This is a genomic window from Niallia laureatilytica (assembly GCF_046613985.1).
Classification (GTDB): Bacteria; Bacillota; Bacilli; order Bacillales; family Cytobacillaceae; genus Niallia.
Genome location: NZ_JBKKHP010000003.1, coordinates 107,239 through 130,861 on the forward strand (window position 1 = coordinate 107,239; position 23,623 = coordinate 130,861).

Consider the following 23,623-nt stretch of genomic DNA (forward strand, 5'->3'; position numbering starts at 1 on the left):
AGACTAATGGAAAGACTTATGTGAAGAGGTTGTTTAAATGAGTGAACTACTAGAAGGATATTACGACAAATCAGTAGAGAAAACAAAGAAGCTGATTATTGAGGATATAGAGAGATATCTGCAGGATAAAGAGAAAATGCCTTCCTATGAGCAATATTTGCGGGAAAGAGGAGAGTTTATCCACCAAATATGGCTTAACACGTGGATTAACATGACTGGAAGTGAGGCATCCGGCAGAGAAAAGAAAGAGTATTTAGAGGAAAAGGGAATAGAGACGGAGGGCTTAACGAAGAAAGTAATCAAGCAATTATTCAGACAGGAAATAAGAGAACCGAAAACCTATAAGTTTGAAGAATGGCTGGATACGCTGTACGCAGGAAAGGAACTTGAATGGGAAGCCCTTTATACGAGTGTACGGGAAAAATATCTTGAATGGAAAACAACGCAAGAAATACAGGAAAAAAACCGCAAGCTGAACAGGAAATTTGCCTATTATATAGAACAGGAGCTTGGAGAGCATTATGAGGAATTGTATTTATATGTTCGCTACTTGATTGGCTGTCACTTAGAAGTGGAAATAGAAGGGAATGGCATTATTCTGTCTTCAGATGATATTATGTTTGAAGATTATTTATACAATGAACTAGACATGCCATATAACCAGTTTTATTTTGTAGAGGACAGAACAGCGGCTTATGAGGACATGATCATTGCTTATTTAGGTGATTTTGGACCAAATTGGCTGAAACAGCATCTTCCTAAACATCTGCTTGACGAGTATCTTAAGTACTCGGAGAAACCAGTTCCGCTTTCCTATTTACGGGAAATAGCCAGTGAATTATTTGAAGATATTGCTTCAGACTTCTTCGCCGATCTTCTTGAAGAAAGGCTGGCAGATTTAACGAAGCTGATTGATATTCCTTTTGATTTAGAAATCCATAGGGATATTTATATAAAAGATAAGGAGTGGAGAGAGCGGCGCGAACGGGAAGAGCGCGAAGAAAAAAGAAAGCGCAAAGAAAAAGAAAAAAAGATGCTTGAAGATATTTTTGGAATGGAATATAGTCCTCCGACTGGCCGGGATATTCAGTATAAACTCCATGTGGGTGAGACAAATACGGGAAAAACCTTTCGTGCTATCCAAAAAATGAAGGAAGCAGCAAGCGGTCTGTATCTTGCGCCATTACGCTTATTAGCATTGGAAATATATGAAAGGCTGAATGACGATGGCGTCCCTTGTTCGTTAATAACTGGAGAGGAAGAAAAACTTGCGAAGGAAGGAAAGCATCTTTCCTGTACCGTCGAGATGTTTCGTGAAAAGGACTTTTATGAAGTAGTTGTCATTGATGAAGCCCAGATGATTGCTGACAAAGACAGAGGTTTCTCATGGTATAAGGCAATCACGAAAGCAAATGCAAAGGAAGTACATATTATTTGCAGCTTTCATGCAAAAACGATGATTTTGGATTTGCTTGGAGATTCAGATGTGGAAGTGAAGGAATATGAAAGAGATACCCCATTGAAGGTAGAGTCCTCGCCATTTAAGCTGAGCGACACGAGAAAAGGTGATGCACTTGTCTGCTTTTCAAGAAGAGGCGTTTTAGAGACTGCTTCACAAATTCAAAAGATGGGACGGCAGACGAGCATGATATACGGCAGTATGCCGCCAGAAACGAGAAAAAAACAGATGCACCGATTTATTGATGGAGAAACATCTGTTATTGTTTGTACGGATGCGATTGGAATGGGGTTGAACTTACCGATCAAACGGATTGTTTTCCTGGAAAATGATAAATTCGATGGAACTAAACGAAGGATACTCACATCCCAAGAGGTAAAACAAATTGCAGGGAGAGCAGGACGCAGAGGTTTGTATGAGGTGGGCAGAGTAGCATTCGCAAGTGAGCCGAGAATGATGAAGGTGCTGCTTGAGAAAAAGGATGAGGATATCACTGGCTTCACAATTGCGCCGACTTCTGCTGTTTTGAAGAGGTTCCAAAAATATTCCAACAGCTTAAGCTTGTTTTTTTATCTATGGGAGAACTTCAAAAATCCAGAAGGTACAAGAAAAGCAACATTAGCTGATGAAATGCTCTTATATGATATGATTAAGGACACATTGGTTGAGGCGAGGCTGTCCTTAGATGATCTATTCGGGTTTTTGCGTCTTCCATTCTCTGCGAATGAGCCTGTTTTGCGGGCACAGTGGAAAAGCAAAATGATTTCCATAGTGGAAAACAACGATTTGCCTGATCCTATTATAAATAAATCAAGCTTAGAAGAACTTGAACTTTCATACAAATCTGTTGGCCTGCATCTTCTCTTTTTATATAAGATAGGCAAAGCGACAGAAGCCTATTATTGGGAAAGAGTTCGTGAAGAAATAAGTGATTTGATTCATGAACAATTAAAATCTGGCGTTAAAATACGCAGAAATGTATGTGAAACTTGCGGGAAAGAACTGCCGCACCGGTTTAAACATAAAATATGCAATGAGTGCTTTTTCATCAGATAAAAAACAGCCAAAGGCAAATTTGCCTTTGGCTTCCTTTTTAATTTAATGTAGATGCTGCTCTGATTCTTTTTTAGGCCAAACCCCTGCAAACTCCTCTACATCATAGGAGAGAAAATCATGTAGCTTTTGCTTTCGATCATCAAGAAACAGCTCATCTGCTACAGCCGAAACGATTCTTGGGATTCCGTAGCGCATGCCGGACAGGGCAGAAGCAGACAAACCACAGCTGATAAGCGCCGAATAATTAAAGGCAAACAAACCGTAAAGGAGCGCTTCTCCAGCTTTATCCTTACTTATGAAGGAGAAACCATTACTTAAATATGGATGGGCATCAATAGTCGGGTTAGCAATATCTTTAGGTGCTTGGTAATAATCTTTCCAGCGTGTAATATGCTTTTCCACTAATTTAAGCTCAGGGCGAAGCGCTGGATCAGTTATCAGGCCAGTGCTGATAATAAGGAAATCAAACTTCGCCTTACTTTGAGGTGTAGTTACAACAGCTGCACCTTGCTCCTCTTTAACTTCAAGCCACGGGGACCCTAAATGAAGATGAAATCCTGGCCAATTGCTAGCCCGCTCGAAGATGTCATTTGTAGGCGGCTGGTTGAGCTTAAAGAAATGTGCCATTCCTGCATATTTCTCTGCGTCGGAAAAGGCAGGGTAACGCTCAATCATCCCTGAAACTTCCATTTGCCGGATTGGATTAATGCGAGGCAGCTCTTTTCTGCGGACAAATACATGTACCTCGCTGGCACCTTTCTGGAGCGCGTAATTGGCATTATCAAAAGCAGATGCTCCTCCTCCTAATACAGCCAGCTTTTTCCCTTTTAGTTCAGTAAAATCAATGGACTCAGAAGTATGGGCATAAAGACTTTTTGGCAAAGATTCTGATAAGAAGGAAGGTACATGCCACTCACCGCCGCCTTGAATTCCAGTTGCAAGGATGACTTTTCGCGCCAGCAGCTTTTCCTGAACATTCCCTTGTTTGCAAACATGGAGGCAATGCAATCCCTCACCAAGCGGTTCAATGAGTTGGAGCTTTGTGTCATTAATAACAGGTAGATTTAAGATTCTGCGATACCAGCGTAAATAATCCATCCAATCTCCCCGGGGGATTTTATCAAGCTGTTCCCAGCCCTCCACTCCTGCCTGAGCCTCCCACCATGCCCGGAAGGTTAAGGAAGGGATGCCAAGGTCAATGGATGTTAAATTTTTCGGTGTGCGCAATGTAATCATTCTTGCGTACGTATCCCAAGGACCTTCATAGCCTTCAGGGTTTTCGTCTAGGACGAGAATATTACTGATCCGTTCCCGCAGCAGACCAAATGCAATTCCTAATCCTGATTGTCCACCGCCGATGATGACTGTGTCATAAACATGACCATTCTTATGAGAACGGGGCTTCATCCAATCTGGTCCGCCAAAATTTATATAAGATAAATCCGTTTTTACTCGTTCATTTAGTGCCTCTAAGCTCATGTATCCTCATCCCTTCCTTACTTTTTCATGTATAAATATAGTAAATAATATAATTTCATGTTAGGTTTTATTACATAGTTGCGTTATGAAATAATGGTATCATTTTTGTATGTTTATTGTATGGATAAAATATCTAAATTTTCACTCTTTTTTTAGTTATTTCGCTTTACTACCGAAAGTGTTGACTGTAGCCCATCTTTTTAGTAAAATAGAATCATCATAGAGCTAATAGCTCATGAACATTTGAATACTCCAAAGGGGAGTAGCTAACAGTTACGTCGTCAATACGTGGCAATTTACATGCCACCGGCCAAACTGGCAACTTGAATGTTGTTTGCGAGACCTTTGCCATTAACGGTAAAGGGATAAATATGACTATTTTCAAACCTTTACCAATCCGGTAAAGGTTTTTTGTTTTTAAAAAAAGGGGGAATAGTAATATAAGCGGTAGATAATCACTGTATATATTGCGAGTCATAACAAAAACAAATAGAAAAGTGGAGGAAACAAATAATGATGAAGAAACTCTTAACAGCAGTATTAACACTTGGACTTATCTTTTCACCTGTCGGAAATGCAGTGTTCCATGAACAGACAACAACGGTTGAAGCGAAATCTTATAAATCTGGAAAACGAAGCTTTAACAATAATAACAGCAATACAAACACAAATACGAACTCCTTCTTTCAAAAGAAGCAGAACAATAATTCAACAACAACAACTTCTAAATCAAACAACAGAGGATTCTTTTCAGGCGGCTTGATGAGAGGCTTAATGATTGGTGGACTTGCAGGATTGCTGTTTGGCGGCCTTTTTGCCAATATGGGTGTACTTGGGTCTATTTTAGGTCTAATCATTAATGTTTTGGCTATCGTAATTCTAATTAGCGTCATCAGAAAAATCTTTGTTTATTTCAAAAAGAAAAAAAGAGAGGAAGCTAATAATTGGAGAAACTAATCATTCCAGAGCAGGATATTATAAATGCAATTTGCGTTTATATTTCAAGAAAGAAGCAAGTCCGTCCGGATGAAGTAGAAGTGGAGCTTATGTACGATGATGATTACGGCTTTTCTGCTGAATCCTATGTTCATGACCGAAAGCAAGTGCTGATTGCTCAAAATATCATTGAAGCATTGCGCCTATGGATGGATGAGTATTTAAATATTGATCCTTATATCGGAATTAAATTAGTGCTGGATGACGAGCAAGGAATCATTGCTGTAACGCGATAAGCAAAAAAAATAGTAAAAAGCCGTTAAGGAAATTCCTTAACGGCTTTTTTTATTAGTCGAAATGAAGCTTATAATCATCTGCTTTGATAACTTTAAGTTTTCTGGCAAAGATATAAATTAAGGCAAGGTTGAGTATGACTGGAACGATAAAGAATACGGAAATCATAATGGTAATATTCTTATATGTCCACCCTCCGTCAGCCAAATGCATATAATTTAGCGGACCTACAAGTCCTGAAAGCCCAAAGCCTGCACTGTAAGGAGTGCCCTGTATATTTAAGAATCCTGCTAATGCACCTAGCACAGCAGCGGTTATCAGCATTGGAAACAATATCTTAGGCTTCATAAAGAAGTTCCTCATCTGAATCTTTGGTGAGCCGAGCACATGTGCCAACGCTGTTCCGAGTGCGTTAGCTTTATAGCTTGCAATTGCCAAGCCGATGCCTGCTGCAACAATTCCAAGGTTCGCTGCACCTGACCCGATCCCGGATAATGAAATAACAGTCGCAAGGCCGACGGTTGAAACGGGAGACAAAATGATAATGCAGAAAATGACAGAGATGATGGCTCCCATCAGTACTGGTTGAAGGGTAGTAACATGCTGAACCCCTACACCAATAATTCCTGTTGTGTTTTTTATGTAAGGCAAGATAAGATATCCAGCCATGCCTGGCACTAATATACTCAAGGTAGGCAAGAGTAGAATAGAATATGCCTTCAGGCGGTCTCCTACTAATTGGACAAATAATACGGTTAAAGCGGCAGTTAATCCTGTGTTGATGACGACCCCAATTCCGTTTAAGGTAAATAGCCCATCAGCCGTTTTTTGAATAACACCGCTCCCGACCATCGCGGCAATGCCGACACTCGCTGTTTGGATGGAGGTGAGCTTAAAGGATATTCCGACCATTACACCAATAAGCACAGGCAGCAGGCTCATCACAAATACGGTGATGTCATAAACATGTTGAAGGGATGGTATATAAGGTATCAGAAGCTTTAAAATTTCCCCTAAAAGTGCATTTGGTATTAATGAGACGACAATGCCAATACTGATTCCAGTTAATAATTTGTTGAAAAACTCTTTCATCCCCATAATCTCCATTCCCTTGTATTTTGTGGTAATTATATGCAATATATGGGTGGGCGTCAATAAAAATTTTTAATACTTTAACGCATGTGTGTATAAAAGTAATGAAGTATTAAAAAAGGTAGTTGGAAGCAGATAAAAACCATAACAAATAACTGGAAAAACGTATTCAAGCGCTTGCCAGTTTGGTAGACTAAAGATGTATGGAAATTAAATAAAAGGTGCATAAAACATGAATTCATATAAGGATTTTAATGTAAAGGTTTATTACGGGGTTATAGCTGTTATCATCCTGTTCATGGTGACAGGAATGGTAGCAAGTTTATTCATGGAGACAGCGGGACTGCGCTTTGGGAATTACTTAAATGCAGTAGAAGTGGTCATATTATCTGTGCTGTTGCTGCTGTATCCGAAGATTTCTGGCTGGTGGCTTAATTTTTTAATCATCATCGTTGGAACGGCCTATTTTTATACGATATTTTATGTATATCCAGATACATGGTCTTCCTTTATTTTTGTATGTTTCATCCCGGCAATCTCCATTTTATTTTTTGATAAACAGCTTTTCATATTTTCAATGGTAATGAATATATGCCTTTACTTGCTTGGATATGGTTACATTCTGTTTATGGACAAGGCAGAGACATTTGGGCTGCTAGGAATAAATGTTCCAGGCAATGTTATTAACTTCCTAGGAAGCCAAGCGCTATTATATTGTATTTTTCTTTTAACATATGAACGAATAAAAAAACAGCAATTGTATTACAAACAGCTTCAGCAATCAGAACGGCTGAAAACTACAGGTCAGTTAGCAGCAGCTGTAGCCCATGAAATCAGGAACCCATTAACAGTAGTAAAAGGTTTCCTGCAGCTCTATCAGCAAGAGGAGAAAATGGATGAAGGCTCCAAACGGAACTATAGCCTGATGATTGATGAGCTGAACACAGCAGAGCATGTTCTTTCTCAATTTCTGATGCTGGCAAAACCCGATAATGATATTAAGCTGGAGAAGGTTGAAGTAGACTACTTGCTTCAAAGTGTTACTGATCTAGTAAAATCATATGGAATTCTCAGGGATAATAATATATTTCTCCGTGATGTACAGAAGGATTGTTATATTTTAGTGAACACCATTGAATTTAAACAGTTGATGATCAATCTGTTGAAGAACGCAATGGAGGCATCGCCGTATGGTGAGCCAATCTTTATTGAAACAGAGCTGCAAAAGGATATGGTGGAAATAAAAGTGACAGACCATGGCTGCGGTATGTCAGAGGAGGAAGTCCAATCATTAGGGACACCGTTTTATTCCTTGAAAAGCAAAGGAACCGGTTTGGGAATGATGATATGCTTCAATATTGTCGAAAAGTATAACGGAAAAATCAACATTGAAAGCAAAAAAGGGGAAGGAACGATAGTTAAAATTCAGTTCCCGCTTGTAAAAAATCCGTAAGAATAGGAAAGGGCAGCAAATTGCCCTTTCCTTTTTTATGGGAATATTGATATAAACAAGCAGGAAGACAAATAAAGTGCCCGTTTTATTATTTAGTTACTGGTTCTTTAGCTTCCCATAATTCCTCGGCAACTTCGACTACTAACCGCAGCTTTTCCCACTGCTGCTCTTCTGTCAGTTTATTGCCGTGGTGTGTCGACGCAAAGCCGCACTGTGGACTTAAGCATAGCTGCTCTAAAGGCAGGTGATTTGCCGCATCAAGAATGCGGGCTTTTAATGTTTCTTTCTTTTCTAATTCGCCAAACTTAGATGTCACAACTCCTAAAACAACCTTTGCTCCTTCATGAGGAATATGTTCAAGCGGTTTGAAGTCACCTGAGCGTTCATCATCATATTCAAGGAAGAAGCCATCAACCTTCTCTTTTGCAAGCAAAGTCGGTGCAATTAAAGAATAGCTTCCTTCGAAAGCCCAAGTTGATTGGTAGTTTCCTCTACACAAGTGGGTTGTAACAACAAGATCCTCTGGTTTATCTTCCAATATGCTGTTAATGACATACAATGCTAACTCAATCCAATGCTCCCTGCTGTACTCTCCGTCATTAAAGGTATGCTCTGGCGAAGAAAGTCTTGCAATATAAACATCGTCTAATTGTAAATAACGCACACCAGCATCATAGAAAGCTTTAATAGCGTCACGGTAAGTTTGGATTACGTCTTTTGTGAAGTCTTCTAAGTTTGGATAAATAGCTTCATTTCTAATAGTGCTGTAAAAAAGCTGGTTCGGACTAGGGATGGTTTGTTTCGCAACAGCGCGATCTCCGACGATGTCTTTAAACACTTTAAAATCTTCAATGAATGGGTGATTTGGATTGAAAGCAATCTTGCCGTTATTGCGGATATTATATTTTTCTGTTTCCACGCCATCAAATTTATAACCGCTTTCTGGCACATAGCCTTCGATTCCATCCAAATGCTCAAGGAAGTCAAGATGCCACCATGTGCGTCTAAATTCTCCGTCTGTCACGGCTTTTAAGCCAATCTCGATTTGTTTATCAACAATTCTCTTAATCTCTGCTGTTTCCACAGCTCGAAGCTCATCTTTTGTAATAATGCCTTCTTTAAATTCTTTTCTAGCTTTATGCAAGCTTTCAGGCCGCAATAAGCTGCCAACGTGATCTGCTCTGAATGGACCTTGGTTTACTATTTTTGTCATGATTAACTCCTGCTTTCGTTATTTTATTTGGAATGAAAGAAGATAAGCCTAAAACACACAAAAAGCCTCTTCTTGTAAATAAGAAGAGGCGAACATTCACATTGGCTCTTCTTATCTTCAAGCGTTGCGCTTCTGGAATTAGCACAGTATTCTAAGCAGAATCTGTTGCTGAGGCATCAAAGGGCCAGTCCCTCCACCTCTCTCGATAAGAAATGAAATTTTTATTTTTGTTTTTGAAATATCTGTATACTAGATTAATTGGAAAAATCTAAATAGTCAAGGAAAATATTTTATTATATTGATATACTTATTTTTTCTTGAACAGCAAATACATGAAGTAAGGCGCGCCAATAATGGCAGCCATGATTCCAGCTGGGACTCCGTCAGGATCAAGTATGTTTTTGCCAATTGTGTCCGCAGCCAGAAGGAAAAGCCCCCCGATCAGCAGTGCAACAGGTAAATACATTTTATGCCTTGGGCCGACTAATGCTTTCGCAATATGAGGTCCCATTAATCCTATAAAGGAGATGCTTCCTGTTGCGGAAACAGCAGCAGCAGCCAGAGCGACCGCAGCTATTGCCAGAACTATTCTCTCCTTCTGAACCGATGCGCCAATACCGACAGCAACAGGCTCGCTGAAGGTCAGAACATCGAGCTTATTCGCTTTGTATAAAGTAAAAGGAATAAATACAATCAGCCAAGGAAGCATAGCCAAAATATACGGCCAGTCTGTTCCCCAAACATTGCCTGCCAGCCATTTTGAAATGAACTCTACTTTTTCTCTTTCAGCAGAAGAAATCAGCACAACCATGATTCCTGATAAAGCCATAGAAAAGCCTACCCCAACTAGTACAAGGCGAGTTGGCTGGAAACCGAGGCCTTTATCGTATGAAAAGAAATAGATAAGCAGGGCGGACGCAACAGCACCGGCAAATGCACAAACTGGAATCATATAAACAAATGATCCAGCGTCAATCGGGAAAAACAGGAAAAAGATTGCAACAGCAACACCGGCGCCTGCGTTAATGCCAATAATGCCTGGATCTGCTAAATCATTTCTTGTGATGCCCTGCAGAATTGCTCCAGAAAGAGAGAGGGCAACCCCTGCAAGCAAGGTAACAATAATTCTTGGCAAGCGAACAGAATATAGAATAAATTCCTCTGAGAATGTGCCATTTCCAAACAGTGTCGGCAGAAGCCGTGACAGACCGAAGGAGGCGTACCCGATACTCAAGGAGATTCCAATAGTCAAAAATATGAGTGCTGCAAGCACGGTGATAACTAGTTTTTGTTTTTTCAGCAGTGCAGAGGATATCATGCGAATTTACTTCCTCCTTTTTTAACGATGAATAAAAAGAAAGGCAAACCTAAAATACTGATTATTGCTGCTACAGGTGTTTCATATGGAGCATTCATTGTCCTTGCAACAGTGTCAGCCATCAGCATAAATATTCCACCTGCAATGGCTGTAATTGGGAGAAGAAAGCGATAATCTGTTCCTGCAGCCCAGCGGACCATATGTGGAACCATCAGCCCAATAAACGCCATATTTCCAACAAGTGCGACAGCGGCTCCTGCCAGAATAATAATAACAATAAAAAGCAGTCCCTTAACCAAGGCTGTCTTTTGCCCAAGCCCGACTGCTACATCTTCACTTAAGCTTAAGATAGTAAGCTGCCTGGATAAAAAGAAGGCAACAGCGATGCCAATAAGGATGGCAGGAAGAATAATCTTAAGCTGTCCCCATGATGTGCCAATCAGACCACCAGAAGTCCACATCGACACATTTTTATTGATGTGAAAAAACAGGCTGATTCCTTCAGCGATGGCAGTAAGGAATGCTGTTACAGCTGATCCTGCCAACACAAGCTTAAGCGGAGAGTTTCCTCCTTTTCGCATCATCCCGATTCCAACTACTAAAACCATGCCAATAGCGGCACCAACAAAACAGATTAACATTATACTAAAATAGTTTAATGACGGGATAAGTGCTAAAGATAAAGCTAAGGCGAAATTTGCACCTGCAGTCAATCCTAGCAAACCAGGATCAGCAAGCGGGTTTTTTGTTATGCCTTGCATGATAGCACCAGAAACGGCTAAAGCAGATCCCACTGCAATTGCAGCAACCTCTCTAGGAAGACGGATTTCCCGCAGTATATTGCTGTTTTGATTTTGGTGTTCAGAAGTGATGGCGAGCCATAAGTCCTTTAATGATGTATCGGCAGCTCCGAAGATCATGGAGATGATAAATGCAGCAATCAAAAGAGAGATACCTATTAATAATTTCCATACAAACGAAATAGAATTAGTCATTTTATATCATCTTTTCTGTTTAGATTTGTATAAAAACATGCTGCGCACAAACGTGCACAGCATGCAATCCTAGTAGTTAGTTGCCTAGAAAATGCTCTTTAAAGAATTCCAGTTGATAATCAAGCGTCACAGGATCATTAAAGTAGAATTCATTTGCATTTGCTTTAAATACATGGTTATTTTTTACTGCTGGTATATTTTTGTATGCTTCTGTTTCTTGATAAGAGTTATCTTGATCTGCATATTCACTGATAATCAAGTAATCTCCTACATACTCAGGCAGCACTTCTGAAGATAATGCATAGTATCCGTCTGCAAGTGCCATTTCTTTCACCTTTTCGGGCATGTTCAGCTTCATTGCTTGATAGAGTATTTCAGTTCCGCGACCCCAGTTGTTGCCGAATACATACATTTGCTTATTAAAGTTTTCGATGACAGTTACTGTTGCATCTTCCCCTATTTTTGCTTTGATTTCTTTACCAGCTGCATCTGCACGCTGTTTAAAGTCATCAACCCAAACTTGTGCTTCTTTTTCTTTATTAAGAAGCTTTCCAATTTCAAGATGCTGTGTTAAATAGTCTGCCTTGCCATACGTAAATGTGACAGTTGGAGCGATTTCATTTAACTTGTCTACATTTTTAATAGTTGATAATCCGATGATTAAATCTGGCTTTAATTCAATTATTTTCTCGAGATTTTCATCTGTTACTTCTTCTACGTCTTTCAACTCTGAATCAAATCTTGGGTTTTGCTTTGACCAGGAATCAACACCGACTACGTTTACTCCAAGTGCCATAACGTTACCAGTGAAGGTGGATAATACGACAACGCGCTGTGGATCTGCAGGTACTTCAACAGGTCCATTTTCAGACTGGTAAGTAATAGTTCCAGATTTTTTGTCTGTATCTTCTGTATTGCCGTTCGTTTCTGATGCCTTATTTCCACAGGCACTAATAACTAGCAATAAGATTAGAATCATTGGCAATAACGACTTCTTCATGTTTCTTGTCTCCTTTTATGAGGTGGTATGTTAAGCATATCGGCTTTTTCGTGCGAGGGTCTTCCCCTATTTCCGCATCAATTTGAAAAACTTTTCGTAAAATATCTTTTGTAAGGATTTCCTGCGGGCTGCCAGCTTTAACTACCTCACCGTCTTTCATTGCTATAATATAGTCAGCAAATCTCGCGGCTTGGTTTAAGTCATGAAGAACCATCACGATTGTTCTGCCTTGTTCTTCATTAAGCTTCTGGAGCAATTCGAGCACTTCTAATTGATGTGCCATATCTAAATAAGTTGTCGGTTCATCAAGAAAGATAATATCTGTTTCTTGGGCAAGTGCCATTGCAATCCATGCACGCTGTCTTTGACCGCCTGACAAGGCATCTACAGATCTGTCCTTGAATTCCTTTGTATTGGTCGACTCTAACGCCCAATCAATGGCCTCGATATCATGCTGTGATAGTTTTCCGAATCCTTTCTGATGAGGGAAACGCCCGTATGACACTAGCTCCCCTACTGTTAATCCTGCAACACTTTCCGGTGTTTGAGGAAGTATAGCCATTTCCTTTGCAAGCTGTTTCGTATGTATTTTGCTTATGTGCTTGCCATCCAACAGGACAGAACCAGACTGGTGCGGGATAATCCGCGTCATTGCTTTTAATAATGTTGATTTTCCACAGCCATTAGATCCAATAATTGTCGTGATTTTTCCATCTGGTATAACAACATCAAGGTTTTTAACTATTAGCCGTTCGCCATAGCTGATGCTTATATCCTCGGTATATAGTCGCCCCATCATTATCCTCCTATGATTTTCTATTATTAAATAAATGAGAATGATAATCATTTTGAACAAGTAAATCTTATTATCGTTTCATATTTCTGTCAATAATCCATTGTAAAAATTTTAAAAACGGGTTATGATACTAAATGAGAATGAGAATCAATTTAATTCCAAACCATAGGAGTGAAGTAATATGGAAAATACGGAAATATTCGATGTGACGATTATTGGTGGTGGACCAGCAGGACTTTACTCTGCTTTTTATAGTGGTTTAAGAGAAATGAAGACAAAAATTATTGAATTTTTGCCCCATCTTGGAGGCAAACTTCATCTTTATCCTGAAAAGATGATCTGGGATGTAGGCGGCGTTACACCGCTTCCAGGAGAAAAGCTAAGAGAACAGATAGTACAACAAGGGCTTACGTTTAATCCGGAAGTCGCATTAAATACAAAAATTACATCTATAAGCAAAAATGCTGAGGGATGTTTTATATTAGAGTCAGCTAATGGTGAGCAGCATTATTCAAAAACGGTTATTGTTGCTGTCGGCAGCGGAATACTTACTCCACAAAAAATAAAAATTGAAGGTGCTGAAAGATTTGAGGTTTCCAACTTGAATTATACAGTTAAATCTCTCATGCAATTCAGAGATAAAACAGTCATTATTTCAGGCGGAGGCAATTCAGCAATAGATTGGGCCCTTGAATTAGAGCCAATCGCTAAAAAGGTATATATAACTTGCAGAAAAGACAGCTTTAAAGGACATGAAGCTAAAGCTACACAGCTTATGGAAAGTAAGGTAGAATGTCTTTTCCACACATCGATTACAAAGCTTATCGCAAAGGATGGTCATGATACGATTGATTCGGTAGAAGTCACAAATAATCAGACAGACGAAGTCGGTTTGCTTGATGTTGACGAGGTTGTCATTAACCATGGCTATGAAATGGATTCCTCATTATTAAAGAACAGTGATCTGGAAATCAAAATGTTGGATGATTTTTATATTGCCGGCAATGCCAACAGTGAAACATCTGTTGAAGGATTGTATGCTGCCGGAGACATTCTGAAGCATGATGGAAAGGTTCACCTGATTGCAGGTGCTTTTCAAGATGCAGCCAATGCGGTAAATAAGGCAAAGCTGTTCATTCAGCCAGACGCCAACACTAGTGCGATGGTTTCTTCTCATAATGAAGTCTTTAAAGAACGAAACAAAGACATCGTCAAAAATATGATGCAATGTGACGATTGCACACAAATGAAAGTGAAGATATAAAAAAATCCGCTGTACTAGCAGCGGATTTTTTTGCTATTTAACCGAAACAGCCATCTTCAATGCATCAACAGGATCCCCTGTTGTTGCAAGAGTGTATAAAGTGGAGTCATCCTCCCATATTATCCGAATCTCAGCATTATTTTCACCTTTTGGATAGCTTACCTCTACCATGCCTTCATCATGAGGAGCAGGCAGAGCGTGTTCCTCTAAGTATTTTACCATCTTTTTGCCGTCTACCTGTAAATCGCGATTATCAGCAGACACCGCTTTAATCTGTAGAACCCATCTGCCTTCCTTCCATTGAAGATAAGTACTTCCTGCTGCTCCTTCGAGTATACCGTTGATGCCGTAGCCTAAATCGACAGACATATCCTCAGGGATATTCTCTTCATCAAAAGCGGGGAACGCAGGAGCATCCTCATCTGTAGTTGCTGTGAACTCTGCTAATGGCTCACCAGCTTGATTTGAATCTTCGGCTACAGACTCGTAAAAGCGGATGCTGTAGCCAACCTGTGTGTTTTCCTCAATATGTGCTCCAAGATAATTGCCATCCTCAACAGGAAAGCTTTCTGGCAGCAAAGCATCTTTTATTTTCAACTCGTTTCTGATATCTGTTAATACTTCTCTATTAGTAAGCTCCGTGGCGGCATCTGTGTTGTTAGCAGTTTGTTCTGCTTGCACTTGATTGCTGCTAGCAGAAACCTTCGTATTCTCCGTACTATTTGCTTGTTCCTTTGTACTGCAGCCTGTGAGTAAAAGGCAGCTGGCAGTCAGCATAATGGGAAATATTTTCATTGGTATTCTCCTTTCTACCGCATTCTTACTTCTTCTTTTCCCTATCTTTCATTAAAAATGAGTTTTTTTGAAAAATTTTTTTTAAAAATTTACGAAAATTTTGAACACCGTTGTTCATAAAATATGTCATGTTAAATGACAAATTAAGGTTTGCGAAGAATAGTCTTTTTTAGCTGTTAAAAGCAATAGAATAGACTGAATGCTTAATAATAGGGAAATATGCAGTTATTTTAAATATCAATGTAATTATACTAATAAATATAAGTGTTAGATTATGTGACAAATTTTAATTTAATAATAAAACTATATGCAAATATCTACTTTGGTAGAAGGGAATTAGGTTGTAAATAACTTGTTTTGTGAAAAGATATAACATCAAAATGGCAAAATCAAGGTATTGCTTTCTACAATAATTTGAGGTTAATATAATAATCACATTAGTTCCATTTTTCAAAAAACTATTAGTGGATATGAATAATTTGGTTCTAATAAATAACGAGAGAGTGCCGATAAATAGGAAAGCAGCGCTAATTCTAAACAAAACTGTCTTAAATTTTCAGAGTTATTAAACTAATTAATAATTATATTAAAAATAAAGACAGCGGCGTACTAGAATAGCAATTATGTTTCAAAGAGATAGAGAAATAGCTTTGGAGATATTATTTTCGGAATACTTAAACAAAAGGGGAATTCAAACATGAAGAAGAAGCTTAGTTATTTGTTAGCAACGTCTGCTTTAGCGGCAGGAATCTTGGCTGGATGCAGTCCAAAAGGTGACAGCGGTGCAAGCAGTGATGAAATAAAATTCGGAATCAATTTAGAATTATCAGGTCAGGTTGCATCATATGGACAATCATTAGAAAGTGGAATTGATTTAGCAATTGAAGAAATCAATGCAGACGGCGGAATTGACGGCAAAAAAATTGTCCCTGTAAAGGTTGATAATAAATCAGATCTTACAGAAGCAACAAACGGAGCCCTTAAATTAATTGAACAAGATAAAGTATCGGCAATCATCGGTGCAGCAACAAGCGGTGATACAGTAGCACAAGTTCAGATTGCCAATGATAAACAAACGGTATTGCTAACTCCATCAGGAACAGCACCAAACGTTACAGTAAATGATGATGGCTCTGTAAACGAATATGCTTTTAGAACATCCTTCATCGATCCTTTCCAAGGAAATGTTGCGGCAAACTTCGCAACAGAAAAACTGAATATTAAAAATGCAGCAATTTTTGCTGACAGTGCCAGTGATTATGCGAAAGGTTTAGCGGCAGCATTTAAAGAAACATTTGAAGCAAATGGTGGAAAGATTGTGTCTGAAGAAGCTTATGTAGCAAAAGATACTGACTTTAGCTCTACATTGACAAGAATTAAGTCAGAAAATCCAGAATTCGTATTTATTCCAGGCTATTACGAGGAAGTTGGACTTATCATCAAGCAAGCTCGTGAAATGGGTATCACTGTACCATTTATGGGAGCAGACGGCTGGGATTCACCAAAGCTTATCGAACTTGCTGGTGCAGAAAACTTGAACAATACGTATATCACAAACCATTATTCTTCTGAAGATCCAGATGAAAACATTCAAAAATTCGTTAAAGCATTTAATGATAAATACAGCAAGAGCCCTGACGCGTTCAATGCACTTGGCTATGACTCTGTATACTTGTTGAAAGATGCAATTGAAAGGGCTGGAAGCACAGATTCAGAGAAAGTGAAAGACGCATTAGCTGAAACAAAAGATTTATCCTTAATCACTGGTGTAGTCTCCATTGATGAGAATCATAACCCAATCAAATCTGCAACAGTGCTTGAATATAAGGATGGAAAACAAGTCTTTAACTCAAAGGTTAATCCTTAATAGTTCAAAAAATGGGGGGGAGCATCCTCCCTATTTTATATTTTAGGAGAAAAAAAGGTTAGTTTTGGAAGAAGGAGTGAGAAAAAATGGAATGGATACAGCAGCTTGTCAACGGCATCTCCCTTGGCAGCATTTACGCACTTATCGCATTAGGTTATACAATGGTTTACGGAATTATTAAACTTATCAACTTTGCCCACGGGGATGTCTTTATGGTCGGCGCCTTTATAGGCTTTTATTCCATTACAGGCTGGGGATTGGGGTTCTTCCCTGCATTGATTGTTTCCATGGTAGCATGTGCTATTTTTGGTGTAATTATTGAAAGAATTGCTTATAAAAGACTGCGAAATGCTACTAGGATAGCGGCCCTTATTACTGCTATCGGGGTTTCGTTATTAATTGAATATGTATTTATTTACTTTAGAGGAGCAGGCTTAGTTGCCTACCCGAATGTACTGCCAACAAAAACATTTGAAATTTTCGGTGCGCAAATCAGCAGCAAGTCGCTATTAATTCTAGGAACTTCTGTAACGTTGATGCTTATTCTGCAATTCATTGTCCATAAGACGAAAACAGGAAAAGCAATGCGCGCAGTTTCTCATGACATGGATGCTGCGAGGTTAATGGGGATTAATGTAGATAGAACAATCTCAGCTACATTTGCTATCGGATCGGCTCTCGCTGGGGCTGCAGGTGTTATTTTCGGTGCTTATTATACAAAAATCGAGCCATTAATGGGTGTAATTCCAGGGTTGAAGGCTTTCGTTGCTGCCGTACTTGGGGGTATTGGCATTATTCCTGGAGCAATGGTGGGCGGACTTATTTTAGGTCTTGTTGAGACAATAGTAAGTGCACTCGGCTTCTCACTTTGGAGAGATGCTGCTGCATTCATCATCTTAATTCTGATACTTATCTTTAGACCAGCTGGTATTTTAGGTAAGAATACGAAAGAGAAAGTGTAGGTGAAGACAATGAAAAAATCAAAAAGTTTCTGGGTGTTTTTGGTGCTTTCCATTATTGCCTACAGTGTTATCCAATATTTAATAACTTATGGAATAATTGATTCTTTATACAGCAACATGATTATCTTGATTGCGATCAATATTATGCTGGCAGTCAGCTTGCATTTAGTTATTGGGATAACAGGCCAGTTTTCAATTGGACATGCAGGTTTCCTTGCTGTCGGTGCTTATGTATCTGCGATTGTAACGATGAAATTACAGTTTCCTTTTCCTGTCGCAATTATCGCAGGCGGTGTAGTCGCAGCTCTGGCTGGCTTATTGGTCGGAATCCCGACATTAAGACTAAGGGGAGACTATTTAGCAATTGCTACATTAGGCTTTGCAGAAATTATTCGTATCTTTTTCTTGAACATTGATTATGTTGGCGGAGCTGCAGGGATGCAGGTTTCCCATATGACCACTTGGACATCTGCATTCATCTGCTTGTTTATTACAGTGTTAGTTATTGTTAACTTTACGAACTCTCGGCATGGACGTGCAGCCATTTCTATTAGAGAAAATGAAATTGCTGCAGACGCAATGGGAATCAACACAACTTATTATAAAGTCGCAGCATTTGCAATTGGCTCCTTGTTTGCTGGGGTTGCAGGCGCACTGCAGGCACATAATTTCTATATTATTAACCCTACTAACTTCGGTTTCTTGAAGTCTTTTGACATCTTAATTTATGTTGTTTTAGGTGGATTGGGAAGCTTGTCTGGTTCTGTGATTGCAGCTGTTTTCTTGACCATCATCTCCACCTATCTGCAGGATTATCCATCAACACGGATGATTATCTACAGCTTAGTTCTCGTTATTGTTATGCTATATCGTCCTAAAGGTTTAATGGGCACATTGGAGATCACTGATTTATTTAAGCGGAAAGGAGGCGGTTCGAATGGCAAACAATGATGTGCTTTTGCAAGTGAAGGGTGCAGGCATTCAATTCGGCGGATTAAAGGCCGTTTCAGAAATTAATATAGAGCTTAACCGCGGTGAATTGATTGGTCTTATCGGTCCGAATGGCGCAGGGAAAACTACAACATTCAATATGCTGACAGGTGTCTATGCACCTACAGAAGGAGAGATTTTCTTTGACGGAAAAAGGCTGAAGGGCTTGAAGCCATACCAGGTAACACGGCGCGGTATCAGCAGAACCTTCCAGAATATCCGTTTGTTTAATGAATTAACTGTTCTGGACAATGTAAAGGTAGCCTATCATTCTTTAGCTAAGCATTCGATGTTGAGCAGCATACTCCGCCTGCCTTCCCACTTTGCAGGTGAAAAGGAAATGGAAGAAAAATCGATTGAATTTTTAAAGATTTTTCAGCTTGACCGCTATAAAGACGAAAAAGCAAAAAACCTGCCATACGGCCAGCAGCGCCGGCTCGAAATTGCCAGAGCGCTTGCAGCAGGTCCTAAGCTGCTATTGCTTGATGAGCCTGCAGCAGGGATGAACCCGCAAGAAACACATGAGCTCATGGAGTTGATTGCATTTATTAGAAAACAATTCGATTTGACGATTCTGTTGATTGAGCATGATATGCCTCTAGTCATGGGAATCTGTGAGCGCATCTATGTTTTGGATCATGGACAGCTGATAGCAGAGGGTACTCCTGATGTAATCCGCAATCATCCAAAGGTAATTGAAGCATATTTAGGCGAGGAGGTTGCAGAATAATGCTGAAAGTAGAAGACATTAATGTCTATTATGGCAATATACAAGCATTAAAGGGAGTCAGCCTCGAGGTGAATGAAGGAGAAATCGTCACACTTATTGGTGCGAATGGTGCAGGAAAAAGCACGCTCCTAAAAACATTGTCAGGGCTGCTTAAGCCAAAGAAAGGAAGCATTGAGTACTTAGGCAAGTCTATTTCAGGAAAAGCAGCTCAAACGATTGTTAAAGCCGGTATTTCCCACGTACCAGAAGGACGCAGAGTTTTCTCCAACATGACAGTGGAAGAAAATCTTGAATTGGGTGCTTACTTGCGCAATGATAAAAATGAGATAAAAAAAGATTTGGAAAAAGTATATGAAGTGTTTCCGAGATTACTGGAACGGAAGAAACAGCTGTCAGGAACACTTTCCGGCGGAGAACAGCAGATGCTAGCAATGGGAAGAGCTATCATGGCAAGGCCAAGGCTGCTTTTGCTTGATGAACCTTCCATGGGCTTAGCGCCGCTGTTTGTAAAAACAATATTTAAAGTTATTCAGGAAATAAATGCAACAGGAACTACCATATTATTAGTCGAACAAAACGCCAATATGGCTCTGTCCATTGCAAACAGAGGCTATGTCATCGAAACAGGCAAGGTTGTGCTGTCAGGGACAGCCGCCGAGCTGTTAGAAAGTGATGATTTAAAGCAAGCCTATCTTGGCGGACATTGATGGTTTTGGTAAGCTGCCTTTAGTAAGGCGGCTTTTTTTATGGAGAAAACAAAAAAATGAAACTTTTTCGCTCACTTTTTTCACTAATAAGGGAAAGGGGAAGATGAAGATTGAAGGATAACGAAATAGTGCTTATAAAAAAAGCGATAAAAGGAAACAGCAAGGCTTTAGAGCTGTTGCTTCAGAAACATTATGAACGGTTATACAGGACTGCCTATTTGTATGTAGATAATAAGGAAGATAGCTTAGATATTGTTCAAGAGACAGCATATCAAGCGTTTAAATCAATAAAAACAGTAAAGAATCCAGAGTATTTCCTGACATGGCTGACAAAAATAGTGATTCATTGTGCCATGAATCATTATAGACAAAGAAAAGATGTTATTCCACTGACAGAGGAAATACTCTCAAAGCAAGCGTCACCTAGCACAGGGCCGGCATATGAGCTCATGGATGCAATAAAAGAGCTTAAAGAAAGTTTCCGAACAACTCTTATTCTTTTTTATTATCATGATTATTCAATCAAAATGATCAGTGAAGTAATGGAGCTGCCGGAAGGAACGGTCAAGACAAACTTAAGCAGAGGAAAACAGGCGTTAAGAAAATGCTTAAAGGAGGAGATGATCCATGGATAGACAGAAGTGGATAAAGGAAGTAGACTCCGTCGAGGTGCCGAAAGAAGAAGTTTTTCAAGCAATTTCTCAAGGAATTAAACAAGCTGAAAAACCACGCCGGAAAAAACGAATAATTATTGGAGCACTCACAGCTGCAGCAGCCACAATCATCATCGGTTCAGGTTTCGTAAGCCCTACAGCCAATCAAGTACTGGCGAAAACGCCAATATTAGGAGAGCTGTATAAAAAGTTTGACGATAAGCTTGGCATGAAGCTGGCAGAGAAGGATATGGTCACAAACCTGAATGAAACTATTACCAAAAATGGTGTGACATTAAAGGTAACGAGTGCTTATTTTGACGGTTTTCAAGTGACAATTGTGGGAGAAGTCTACAAAAAAGGCAAATGGCCAGCAAATGAACCGGATGAAATAAGTTTTGATATGAATTTTGAGGGTTACAAAGGGGATGCAGACCCGTGGCTCGATGGACATACTAGCGATTTTATTCAAATTAAGGACGGTTTTGAATTTCATTGGACAATGAACTATCCATACGAAGATATTAAGGAGAATATAGAACTGCCAATAACTATTCATAATATTAATGGTGTTGAAGGAGATTGGAAGTTTTCTGTCCCTGTTGAACAAAAAAAGTTCGCAGAAATCGATTTTGCTTATAAAGAGACCTTCGAGAACGGCAGTTACATAGAAACAAAGAGAATACTAGAAGGGGCTGAATATCCTACATTAATTTACAGCATAGCAAATCCTAATGAAAATGATGTGGTGTTTTTGTCGAAGGCGATGGATGATAAGGGAAATGAATTATTTTCTGGTATCGATTCGCAGATAATTGATGATTCTCCTGATGACTCCATTGAGACTTTCGCTTCCGAAATACATAGTATGGATAAAGAGGCAAAGTCTATAACCTTTTATCCATATCTTAATATATATGAAGACACATTATATCAGAATTTAAGTGAATCAGGGTTTGTGTTAGCGAGTAAAAGGACAGATTTAGCACTTCATGTAAACAGTGTTAAACAAGAAAAAGACAAGCTGATATTAGACTACAATATAACAGGAACTATAGATAAAGCATCTAGGTCAGACTTAATAACTAACTTAGAATCTGAGTTGACATTGGTTGATGAGAAGCATGTGAAAGACATTGATGAAGACAATCCTTTCCCTCCAGAAGGGCATTCTATTTCAAGAAATAAACTGAAGGTATTAGATAGAGACAAGCTTCACTTCCAGTCTGTCTTTAATTTAAAGGGAGAGGAAAAAATAGAAAACTTTAAACTAGAGGAAACAGTTCTTGGTATTAATTTTTCTATGTATTTTAATTCAATCAAGCTTGAACCTTTTACAGTGAAATTGAAAGAATAACCACTGGAAAAAGCAGTTGATTTTAAGATGTCCACCATATGATACAAGAAATAATAAGACTCTTGGATTTCGTCAAAACAGCCAATCACCATGTATTATATAAATGAGAACCCTCAGAATTAAAAGTTGTTAGGGAATGCTTGATTTCAATAATATAAGAGTTTCTATAGATGACTCAATGGAAGTATAACAATTTCCGATGGGAGGAATCATTGTGAATTTGCTTGTAACAGGCGGAGCCGGCTTTATTGGCAGTAATTTTGTCCGTCATATGCTTGATACATATCCAAATATGATTATTGTTAATCTCTACTTGCTGACGTATGCAGGTAATTTAAACAGCTTGGCGGATTTAAAGGGAAATCCTCGCCATAAGTTTGTTCATGGCAGCATTACGAATCGAGAGCTTGTTAATCATTTGCTTGATGTTTATAGTATTGATGGAATTGTCCATTTTGCTGCAGAATCGCATGTAGACAGAAGCATTATTAATCCGGGTGCTTTCGTGGAAACAAATGTGCAAGGGACGCTAGTTTTGCTGGAGGCAGCAAAGATAAAGGGAGTTGGCCGGTTTGTGCATATTTCTACAGATGAGGTTTATGGAAGTCTTGGCGAATCTGGCTATTTTACAGAAGGCAGCTCCATTGCTCCAAACAGTCCATATGCGGCAAGTAAAGCAGCAAGCGATATGCTTGTTCGCTCCTATTACAAAACGTATGGTTTAGATGTAAATATAACAAGATGCTCTAATAATTATGGGCCATATCAGTTTCCTGAAAAGCTCATTCCGCTTTTGATTACAAATGGTGTGAATGGGGAGAGGCTTCCTGTTTATGGGGATGGAAAAAATATCCGCGATTGGATTCATGTTAAAGACCATTGTGCTGCAATTGACCTTGTTCTGCGCAAAGGAAAAAAAGGGGAAGTTTATAATATCGGCGCAAGAACAGAAAAGACCAATAATGAAATAGCGCAGTTAATCATGAAAGAATTAAAGCTGCCAGAAAAAAGGCTGCTATATGTAAAGGATCGGCCTGGTCATGATTATCGATATGCTGTCAATCCGGAAAAGCTGGAGAAAGAATTAGGCTGGAAACCAATGTATTCTTTTGAGACCGGCATTAAAGAAACAGTTGATTGGTATTTGGCTAATGAATCATGGTGGGGCCCTTTAAAAGGCAAGCAAGGAACATAACATAATCAGGGG

Annotated in this window: 21 protein-coding genes and 1 riboswitch; of the genes, 13 read left to right on the forward strand and 8 right to left on the reverse strand. The window is 39.2% G+C overall.

Features of this window, described 5'->3' with window-relative positions; genetic code table 11:
- Positions 1 to 37: 37 nt before the first annotated feature.
- Positions 38 to 2,515: a DEAD/DEAH box helicase gene (locus ACLIJJ_RS10250; protein WP_237942121.1), complete on the forward strand. Its 2,478-nt coding sequence runs from the start codon at positions 38 to 40 to the stop codon at positions 2,513 to 2,515.
- 42 nt (positions 2,516 to 2,557) lie between these two features.
- On the opposite strand, the gene ACLIJJ_RS10255 is transcribed toward ACLIJJ_RS10250, so the two are convergent.
- The gene (locus tag ACLIJJ_RS10255; protein WP_411410841.1) at positions 2,558 to 3,994 is read right to left on the reverse strand and encodes an NAD(P)-binding domain-containing protein; all 1,437 of its coding nucleotides are present in this window, start codon (positions 3,992 to 3,994) and stop codon (positions 2,558 to 2,560) included.
- Between the two features lie 516 nt (positions 3,995 to 4,510).
- Here ACLIJJ_RS10255 and ACLIJJ_RS10260 point away from each other — a divergent pair.
- Positions 4,511 to 4,951 carry a hypothetical protein gene (locus ACLIJJ_RS10260; RefSeq protein ID WP_233316162.1) on the forward strand — a complete coding sequence of 147 codons (441 nt, stop codon included), beginning with the start codon at positions 4,511 to 4,513 and terminating at the stop codon, positions 4,949 to 4,951.
- Positions 4,939 to 5,226: a YxcD family protein gene (locus ACLIJJ_RS10265; protein ID WP_233316060.1), complete on the forward strand. Its 288-nt coding sequence runs from the start codon at positions 4,939 to 4,941 to the stop codon at positions 5,224 to 5,226. Before ACLIJJ_RS10260 ends, ACLIJJ_RS10265 begins: the two co-directional genes overlap by 13 nt.
- A gap of 52 nt (positions 5,227 to 5,278) precedes the next feature.
- Here ACLIJJ_RS10265 and ACLIJJ_RS10270 read toward each other — a convergent pair whose 3' ends face one another.
- On the reverse strand, positions 5,279 to 6,316 hold the full coding sequence (locus tag ACLIJJ_RS10270) for a PTS sugar transporter subunit IIC (RefSeq protein WP_233316059.1): 1,038 nt from the start codon (positions 6,314 to 6,316) through the stop codon (positions 5,279 to 5,281).
- A gap of 232 nt (positions 6,317 to 6,548) precedes the next feature.
- Between ACLIJJ_RS10270 and ACLIJJ_RS10275 the strand changes: the two genes are divergently transcribed.
- The gene (locus ACLIJJ_RS10275; RefSeq protein ID WP_237942118.1) at positions 6,549 to 7,769 is read left to right on the forward strand and encodes a sensor histidine kinase; all 1,221 of its coding nucleotides are present in this window, start codon (positions 6,549 to 6,551) and stop codon (positions 7,767 to 7,769) included.
- An 88-nt stretch (positions 7,770 to 7,857) separates the two neighbouring features.
- On the opposite strand, the gene ACLIJJ_RS10280 is transcribed toward ACLIJJ_RS10275, so the two are convergent.
- From ACLIJJ_RS10280 to ACLIJJ_RS10300, 5 genes are all read right to left on the reverse strand, one after another.
- Positions 7,858 to 8,982 carry a 5-methyltetrahydropteroyltriglutamate--homocysteine S-methyltransferase gene (locus tag ACLIJJ_RS10280; RefSeq protein ID WP_233316057.1) on the reverse strand — a complete coding sequence of 375 codons (1,125 nt, stop codon included), beginning with the start codon at positions 8,980 to 8,982 and terminating at the stop codon, positions 7,858 to 7,860.
- Between the two features lie 108 nt (positions 8,983 to 9,090).
- Positions 9,091 to 9,194, reverse strand: a riboswitch (SAM riboswitch).
- A 95-nt stretch (positions 9,195 to 9,289) separates the two neighbouring features.
- Positions 9,290 to 10,300, reverse strand: coding sequence for a FecCD family ABC transporter permease (locus ACLIJJ_RS10285; RefSeq protein ID WP_233316056.1), 1,011 nt, complete (start codon positions 10,298 to 10,300; stop codon positions 9,290 to 9,292).
- A complete protein-coding gene (locus tag ACLIJJ_RS10290) occupies positions 10,297 to 11,295 on the reverse strand; it encodes a FecCD family ABC transporter permease (RefSeq protein ID WP_411229714.1) in 999 nt (332 codons plus the stop codon). The genes ACLIJJ_RS10285 and ACLIJJ_RS10290 overlap by 4 nt, the downstream gene beginning before the upstream one ends.
- A gap of 76 nt (positions 11,296 to 11,371) precedes the next feature.
- Complete coding sequence (locus ACLIJJ_RS10295) at positions 11,372 to 12,295, reverse strand: iron-hydroxamate ABC transporter substrate-binding protein (RefSeq protein WP_233316054.1); 924 nt, start codon at positions 12,293 to 12,295, stop codon at positions 11,372 to 11,374.
- Positions 12,246 to 13,091: an ABC transporter ATP-binding protein gene (locus tag ACLIJJ_RS10300; RefSeq protein ID WP_233316160.1), complete on the reverse strand. Its 846-nt coding sequence runs from the start codon at positions 13,089 to 13,091 to the stop codon at positions 12,246 to 12,248. The genes ACLIJJ_RS10295 and ACLIJJ_RS10300 overlap by 50 nt, the downstream gene beginning before the upstream one ends.
- Before the next feature lie 181 nt (positions 13,092 to 13,272).
- Between ACLIJJ_RS10300 and ACLIJJ_RS10305 the strand changes: the two genes are divergently transcribed.
- The gene (locus ACLIJJ_RS10305; RefSeq protein ID WP_411410842.1) at positions 13,273 to 14,355 is read left to right on the forward strand and encodes an NAD(P)/FAD-dependent oxidoreductase; all 1,083 of its coding nucleotides are present in this window, start codon (positions 13,273 to 13,275) and stop codon (positions 14,353 to 14,355) included.
- A gap of 33 nt (positions 14,356 to 14,388) precedes the next feature.
- On the opposite strand, the gene ACLIJJ_RS10310 is transcribed toward ACLIJJ_RS10305, so the two are convergent.
- The gene (locus tag ACLIJJ_RS10310) at positions 14,389 to 15,150 is read right to left on the reverse strand and encodes a hypothetical protein (RefSeq protein WP_411410843.1); all 762 of its coding nucleotides are present in this window, start codon (positions 15,148 to 15,150) and stop codon (positions 14,389 to 14,391) included.
- A 697-nt stretch (positions 15,151 to 15,847) separates the two neighbouring features.
- On the opposite strand from ACLIJJ_RS10310, the gene ACLIJJ_RS10315 reads away from it, so the two are divergent.
- The 8 genes from ACLIJJ_RS10315 to rfbB all read left to right on the forward strand — a co-directional run bounded on the left by ACLIJJ_RS10315 (position 15,848) and on the right by rfbB (position 23,611).
- Positions 15,848 to 17,017 (forward strand): ABC transporter substrate-binding protein, encoded by a 1,170-nt coding sequence (locus ACLIJJ_RS10315; RefSeq protein WP_237942115.1) that lies wholly within the window; start codon positions 15,848 to 15,850, stop codon positions 17,015 to 17,017.
- 86 nt (positions 17,018 to 17,103) lie between these two features.
- Complete coding sequence (locus tag ACLIJJ_RS10320) at positions 17,104 to 17,979, forward strand: branched-chain amino acid ABC transporter permease (protein WP_233316050.1); 876 nt, start codon at positions 17,104 to 17,106, stop codon at positions 17,977 to 17,979.
- 9 nt (positions 17,980 to 17,988) lie between these two features.
- Positions 17,989 to 18,930, forward strand: a complete 942-nt coding sequence (locus ACLIJJ_RS10325) for a branched-chain amino acid ABC transporter permease (RefSeq protein WP_411410844.1) — start codon at positions 17,989 to 17,991, stop codon at positions 18,928 to 18,930.
- Positions 18,917 to 19,699 carry an ABC transporter ATP-binding protein gene (locus ACLIJJ_RS10330; protein ID WP_411410845.1) on the forward strand — a complete coding sequence of 261 codons (783 nt, stop codon included), beginning with the start codon at positions 18,917 to 18,919 and terminating at the stop codon, positions 19,697 to 19,699. Before ACLIJJ_RS10325 ends, ACLIJJ_RS10330 begins: the two co-directional genes overlap by 14 nt.
- Positions 19,699 to 20,406 carry an ABC transporter ATP-binding protein gene (locus ACLIJJ_RS10335; RefSeq protein ID WP_411410846.1) on the forward strand — a complete coding sequence of 236 codons (708 nt, stop codon included), beginning with the start codon at positions 19,699 to 19,701 and terminating at the stop codon, positions 20,404 to 20,406. The genes ACLIJJ_RS10330 and ACLIJJ_RS10335 overlap by 1 nt, the downstream gene beginning before the upstream one ends.
- A 110-nt stretch (positions 20,407 to 20,516) precedes the next feature.
- Positions 20,517 to 21,041 carry a sigma-70 family RNA polymerase sigma factor gene (locus ACLIJJ_RS10340; protein ID WP_411410847.1) on the forward strand — a complete coding sequence of 175 codons (525 nt, stop codon included), beginning with the start codon at positions 20,517 to 20,519 and terminating at the stop codon, positions 21,039 to 21,041.
- Positions 21,034 to 22,416 carry a DUF4179 domain-containing protein gene (locus tag ACLIJJ_RS10345; RefSeq protein WP_411410848.1) on the forward strand — a complete coding sequence of 461 codons (1,383 nt, stop codon included), beginning with the start codon at positions 21,034 to 21,036 and terminating at the stop codon, positions 22,414 to 22,416. Before ACLIJJ_RS10340 ends, ACLIJJ_RS10345 begins: the two co-directional genes overlap by 8 nt.
- A 214-nt stretch (positions 22,417 to 22,630) precedes the next feature.
- Complete coding sequence (gene rfbB, locus ACLIJJ_RS10350) at positions 22,631 to 23,611, forward strand: dTDP-glucose 4,6-dehydratase (RefSeq protein ID WP_411410849.1); 981 nt, start codon at positions 22,631 to 22,633, stop codon at positions 23,609 to 23,611.
- Positions 23,612 to 23,623: the final 12 nt, after the last annotated feature.

What these genes read in the sequence shown, in the direction of transcription:
- ACLIJJ_RS10270 (WP_233316059.1), bottom strand. Translation starts at nt 6,316, where the DNA reads ATGAAAGAGTTTTTCAACAAATTATTAACTGGAATCAGTATTGGCATT.
- ACLIJJ_RS10295 (WP_233316054.1), bottom strand. Translation starts at nt 12,295, where the DNA reads ATGAAGAAGTCGTTATTGCCAATGATTCTAATCTTATTGCTAGTTATT.
- ACLIJJ_RS10280 (WP_233316057.1), bottom strand. Translation starts at nt 8,982, where the DNA reads ATGACAAAAATAGTAAACCAAGGTCCATTCAGAGCAGATCACGTTGGC.
- ACLIJJ_RS10330 (WP_411410845.1), top strand. Translation starts at nt 18,917, where the DNA reads ATGGCAAACAATGATGTGCTTTTGCAAGTGAAGGGTGCAGGCATTCAA.
- ACLIJJ_RS10300 (WP_233316160.1), bottom strand. Translation starts at nt 13,091, where the DNA reads ATGGGGCGACTATATACCGAGGATATAAGCATCAGCTATGGCGAACGG.
- ACLIJJ_RS10305 (WP_411410842.1), top strand. Translation starts at nt 13,273, where the DNA reads ATGGAAAATACGGAAATATTCGATGTGACGATTATTGGTGGTGGACCA.
- ACLIJJ_RS10255 (WP_411410841.1), bottom strand. Translation starts at nt 3,994, where the DNA reads ATGAGCTTAGAGGCACTAAATGAACGAGTAAAAACGGATTTATCTTAT.
- ACLIJJ_RS10250 (WP_237942121.1), top strand. Translation starts at nt 38, where the DNA reads ATGAGTGAACTACTAGAAGGATATTACGACAAATCAGTAGAGAAAACA.
- ACLIJJ_RS10345 (WP_411410848.1), top strand. Translation starts at nt 21,034, where the DNA reads ATGGATAGACAGAAGTGGATAAAGGAAGTAGACTCCGTCGAGGTGCCG.
- ACLIJJ_RS10325 (WP_411410844.1), top strand. Translation starts at nt 17,989, where the DNA reads ATGAAAAAATCAAAAAGTTTCTGGGTGTTTTTGGTGCTTTCCATTATT.
- ACLIJJ_RS10335 (WP_411410846.1), top strand. Translation starts at nt 19,699, where the DNA reads ATGCTGAAAGTAGAAGACATTAATGTCTATTATGGCAATATACAAGCA.
- ACLIJJ_RS10275 (WP_237942118.1), top strand. Translation starts at nt 6,549, where the DNA reads ATGAATTCATATAAGGATTTTAATGTAAAGGTTTATTACGGGGTTATA.
- ACLIJJ_RS10320 (WP_233316050.1), top strand. Translation starts at nt 17,104, where the DNA reads ATGGAATGGATACAGCAGCTTGTCAACGGCATCTCCCTTGGCAGCATT.
- ACLIJJ_RS10260 (WP_233316162.1), top strand. Translation starts at nt 4,511, where the DNA reads ATGAAGAAACTCTTAACAGCAGTATTAACACTTGGACTTATCTTTTCA.
- ACLIJJ_RS10290 (WP_411229714.1), bottom strand. Translation starts at nt 11,295, where the DNA reads ATGACTAATTCTATTTCGTTTGTATGGAAATTATTAATAGGTATCTCT.
- ACLIJJ_RS10315 (WP_237942115.1), top strand. Translation starts at nt 15,848, where the DNA reads ATGAAGAAGAAGCTTAGTTATTTGTTAGCAACGTCTGCTTTAGCGGCA.
- ACLIJJ_RS10285 (WP_233316056.1), bottom strand. Translation starts at nt 10,300, where the DNA reads ATGATATCCTCTGCACTGCTGAAAAAACAAAAACTAGTTATCACCGTG.
- ACLIJJ_RS10310 (WP_411410843.1), bottom strand. Translation starts at nt 15,150, where the DNA reads ATGAAAATATTTCCCATTATGCTGACTGCCAGCTGCCTTTTACTCACA.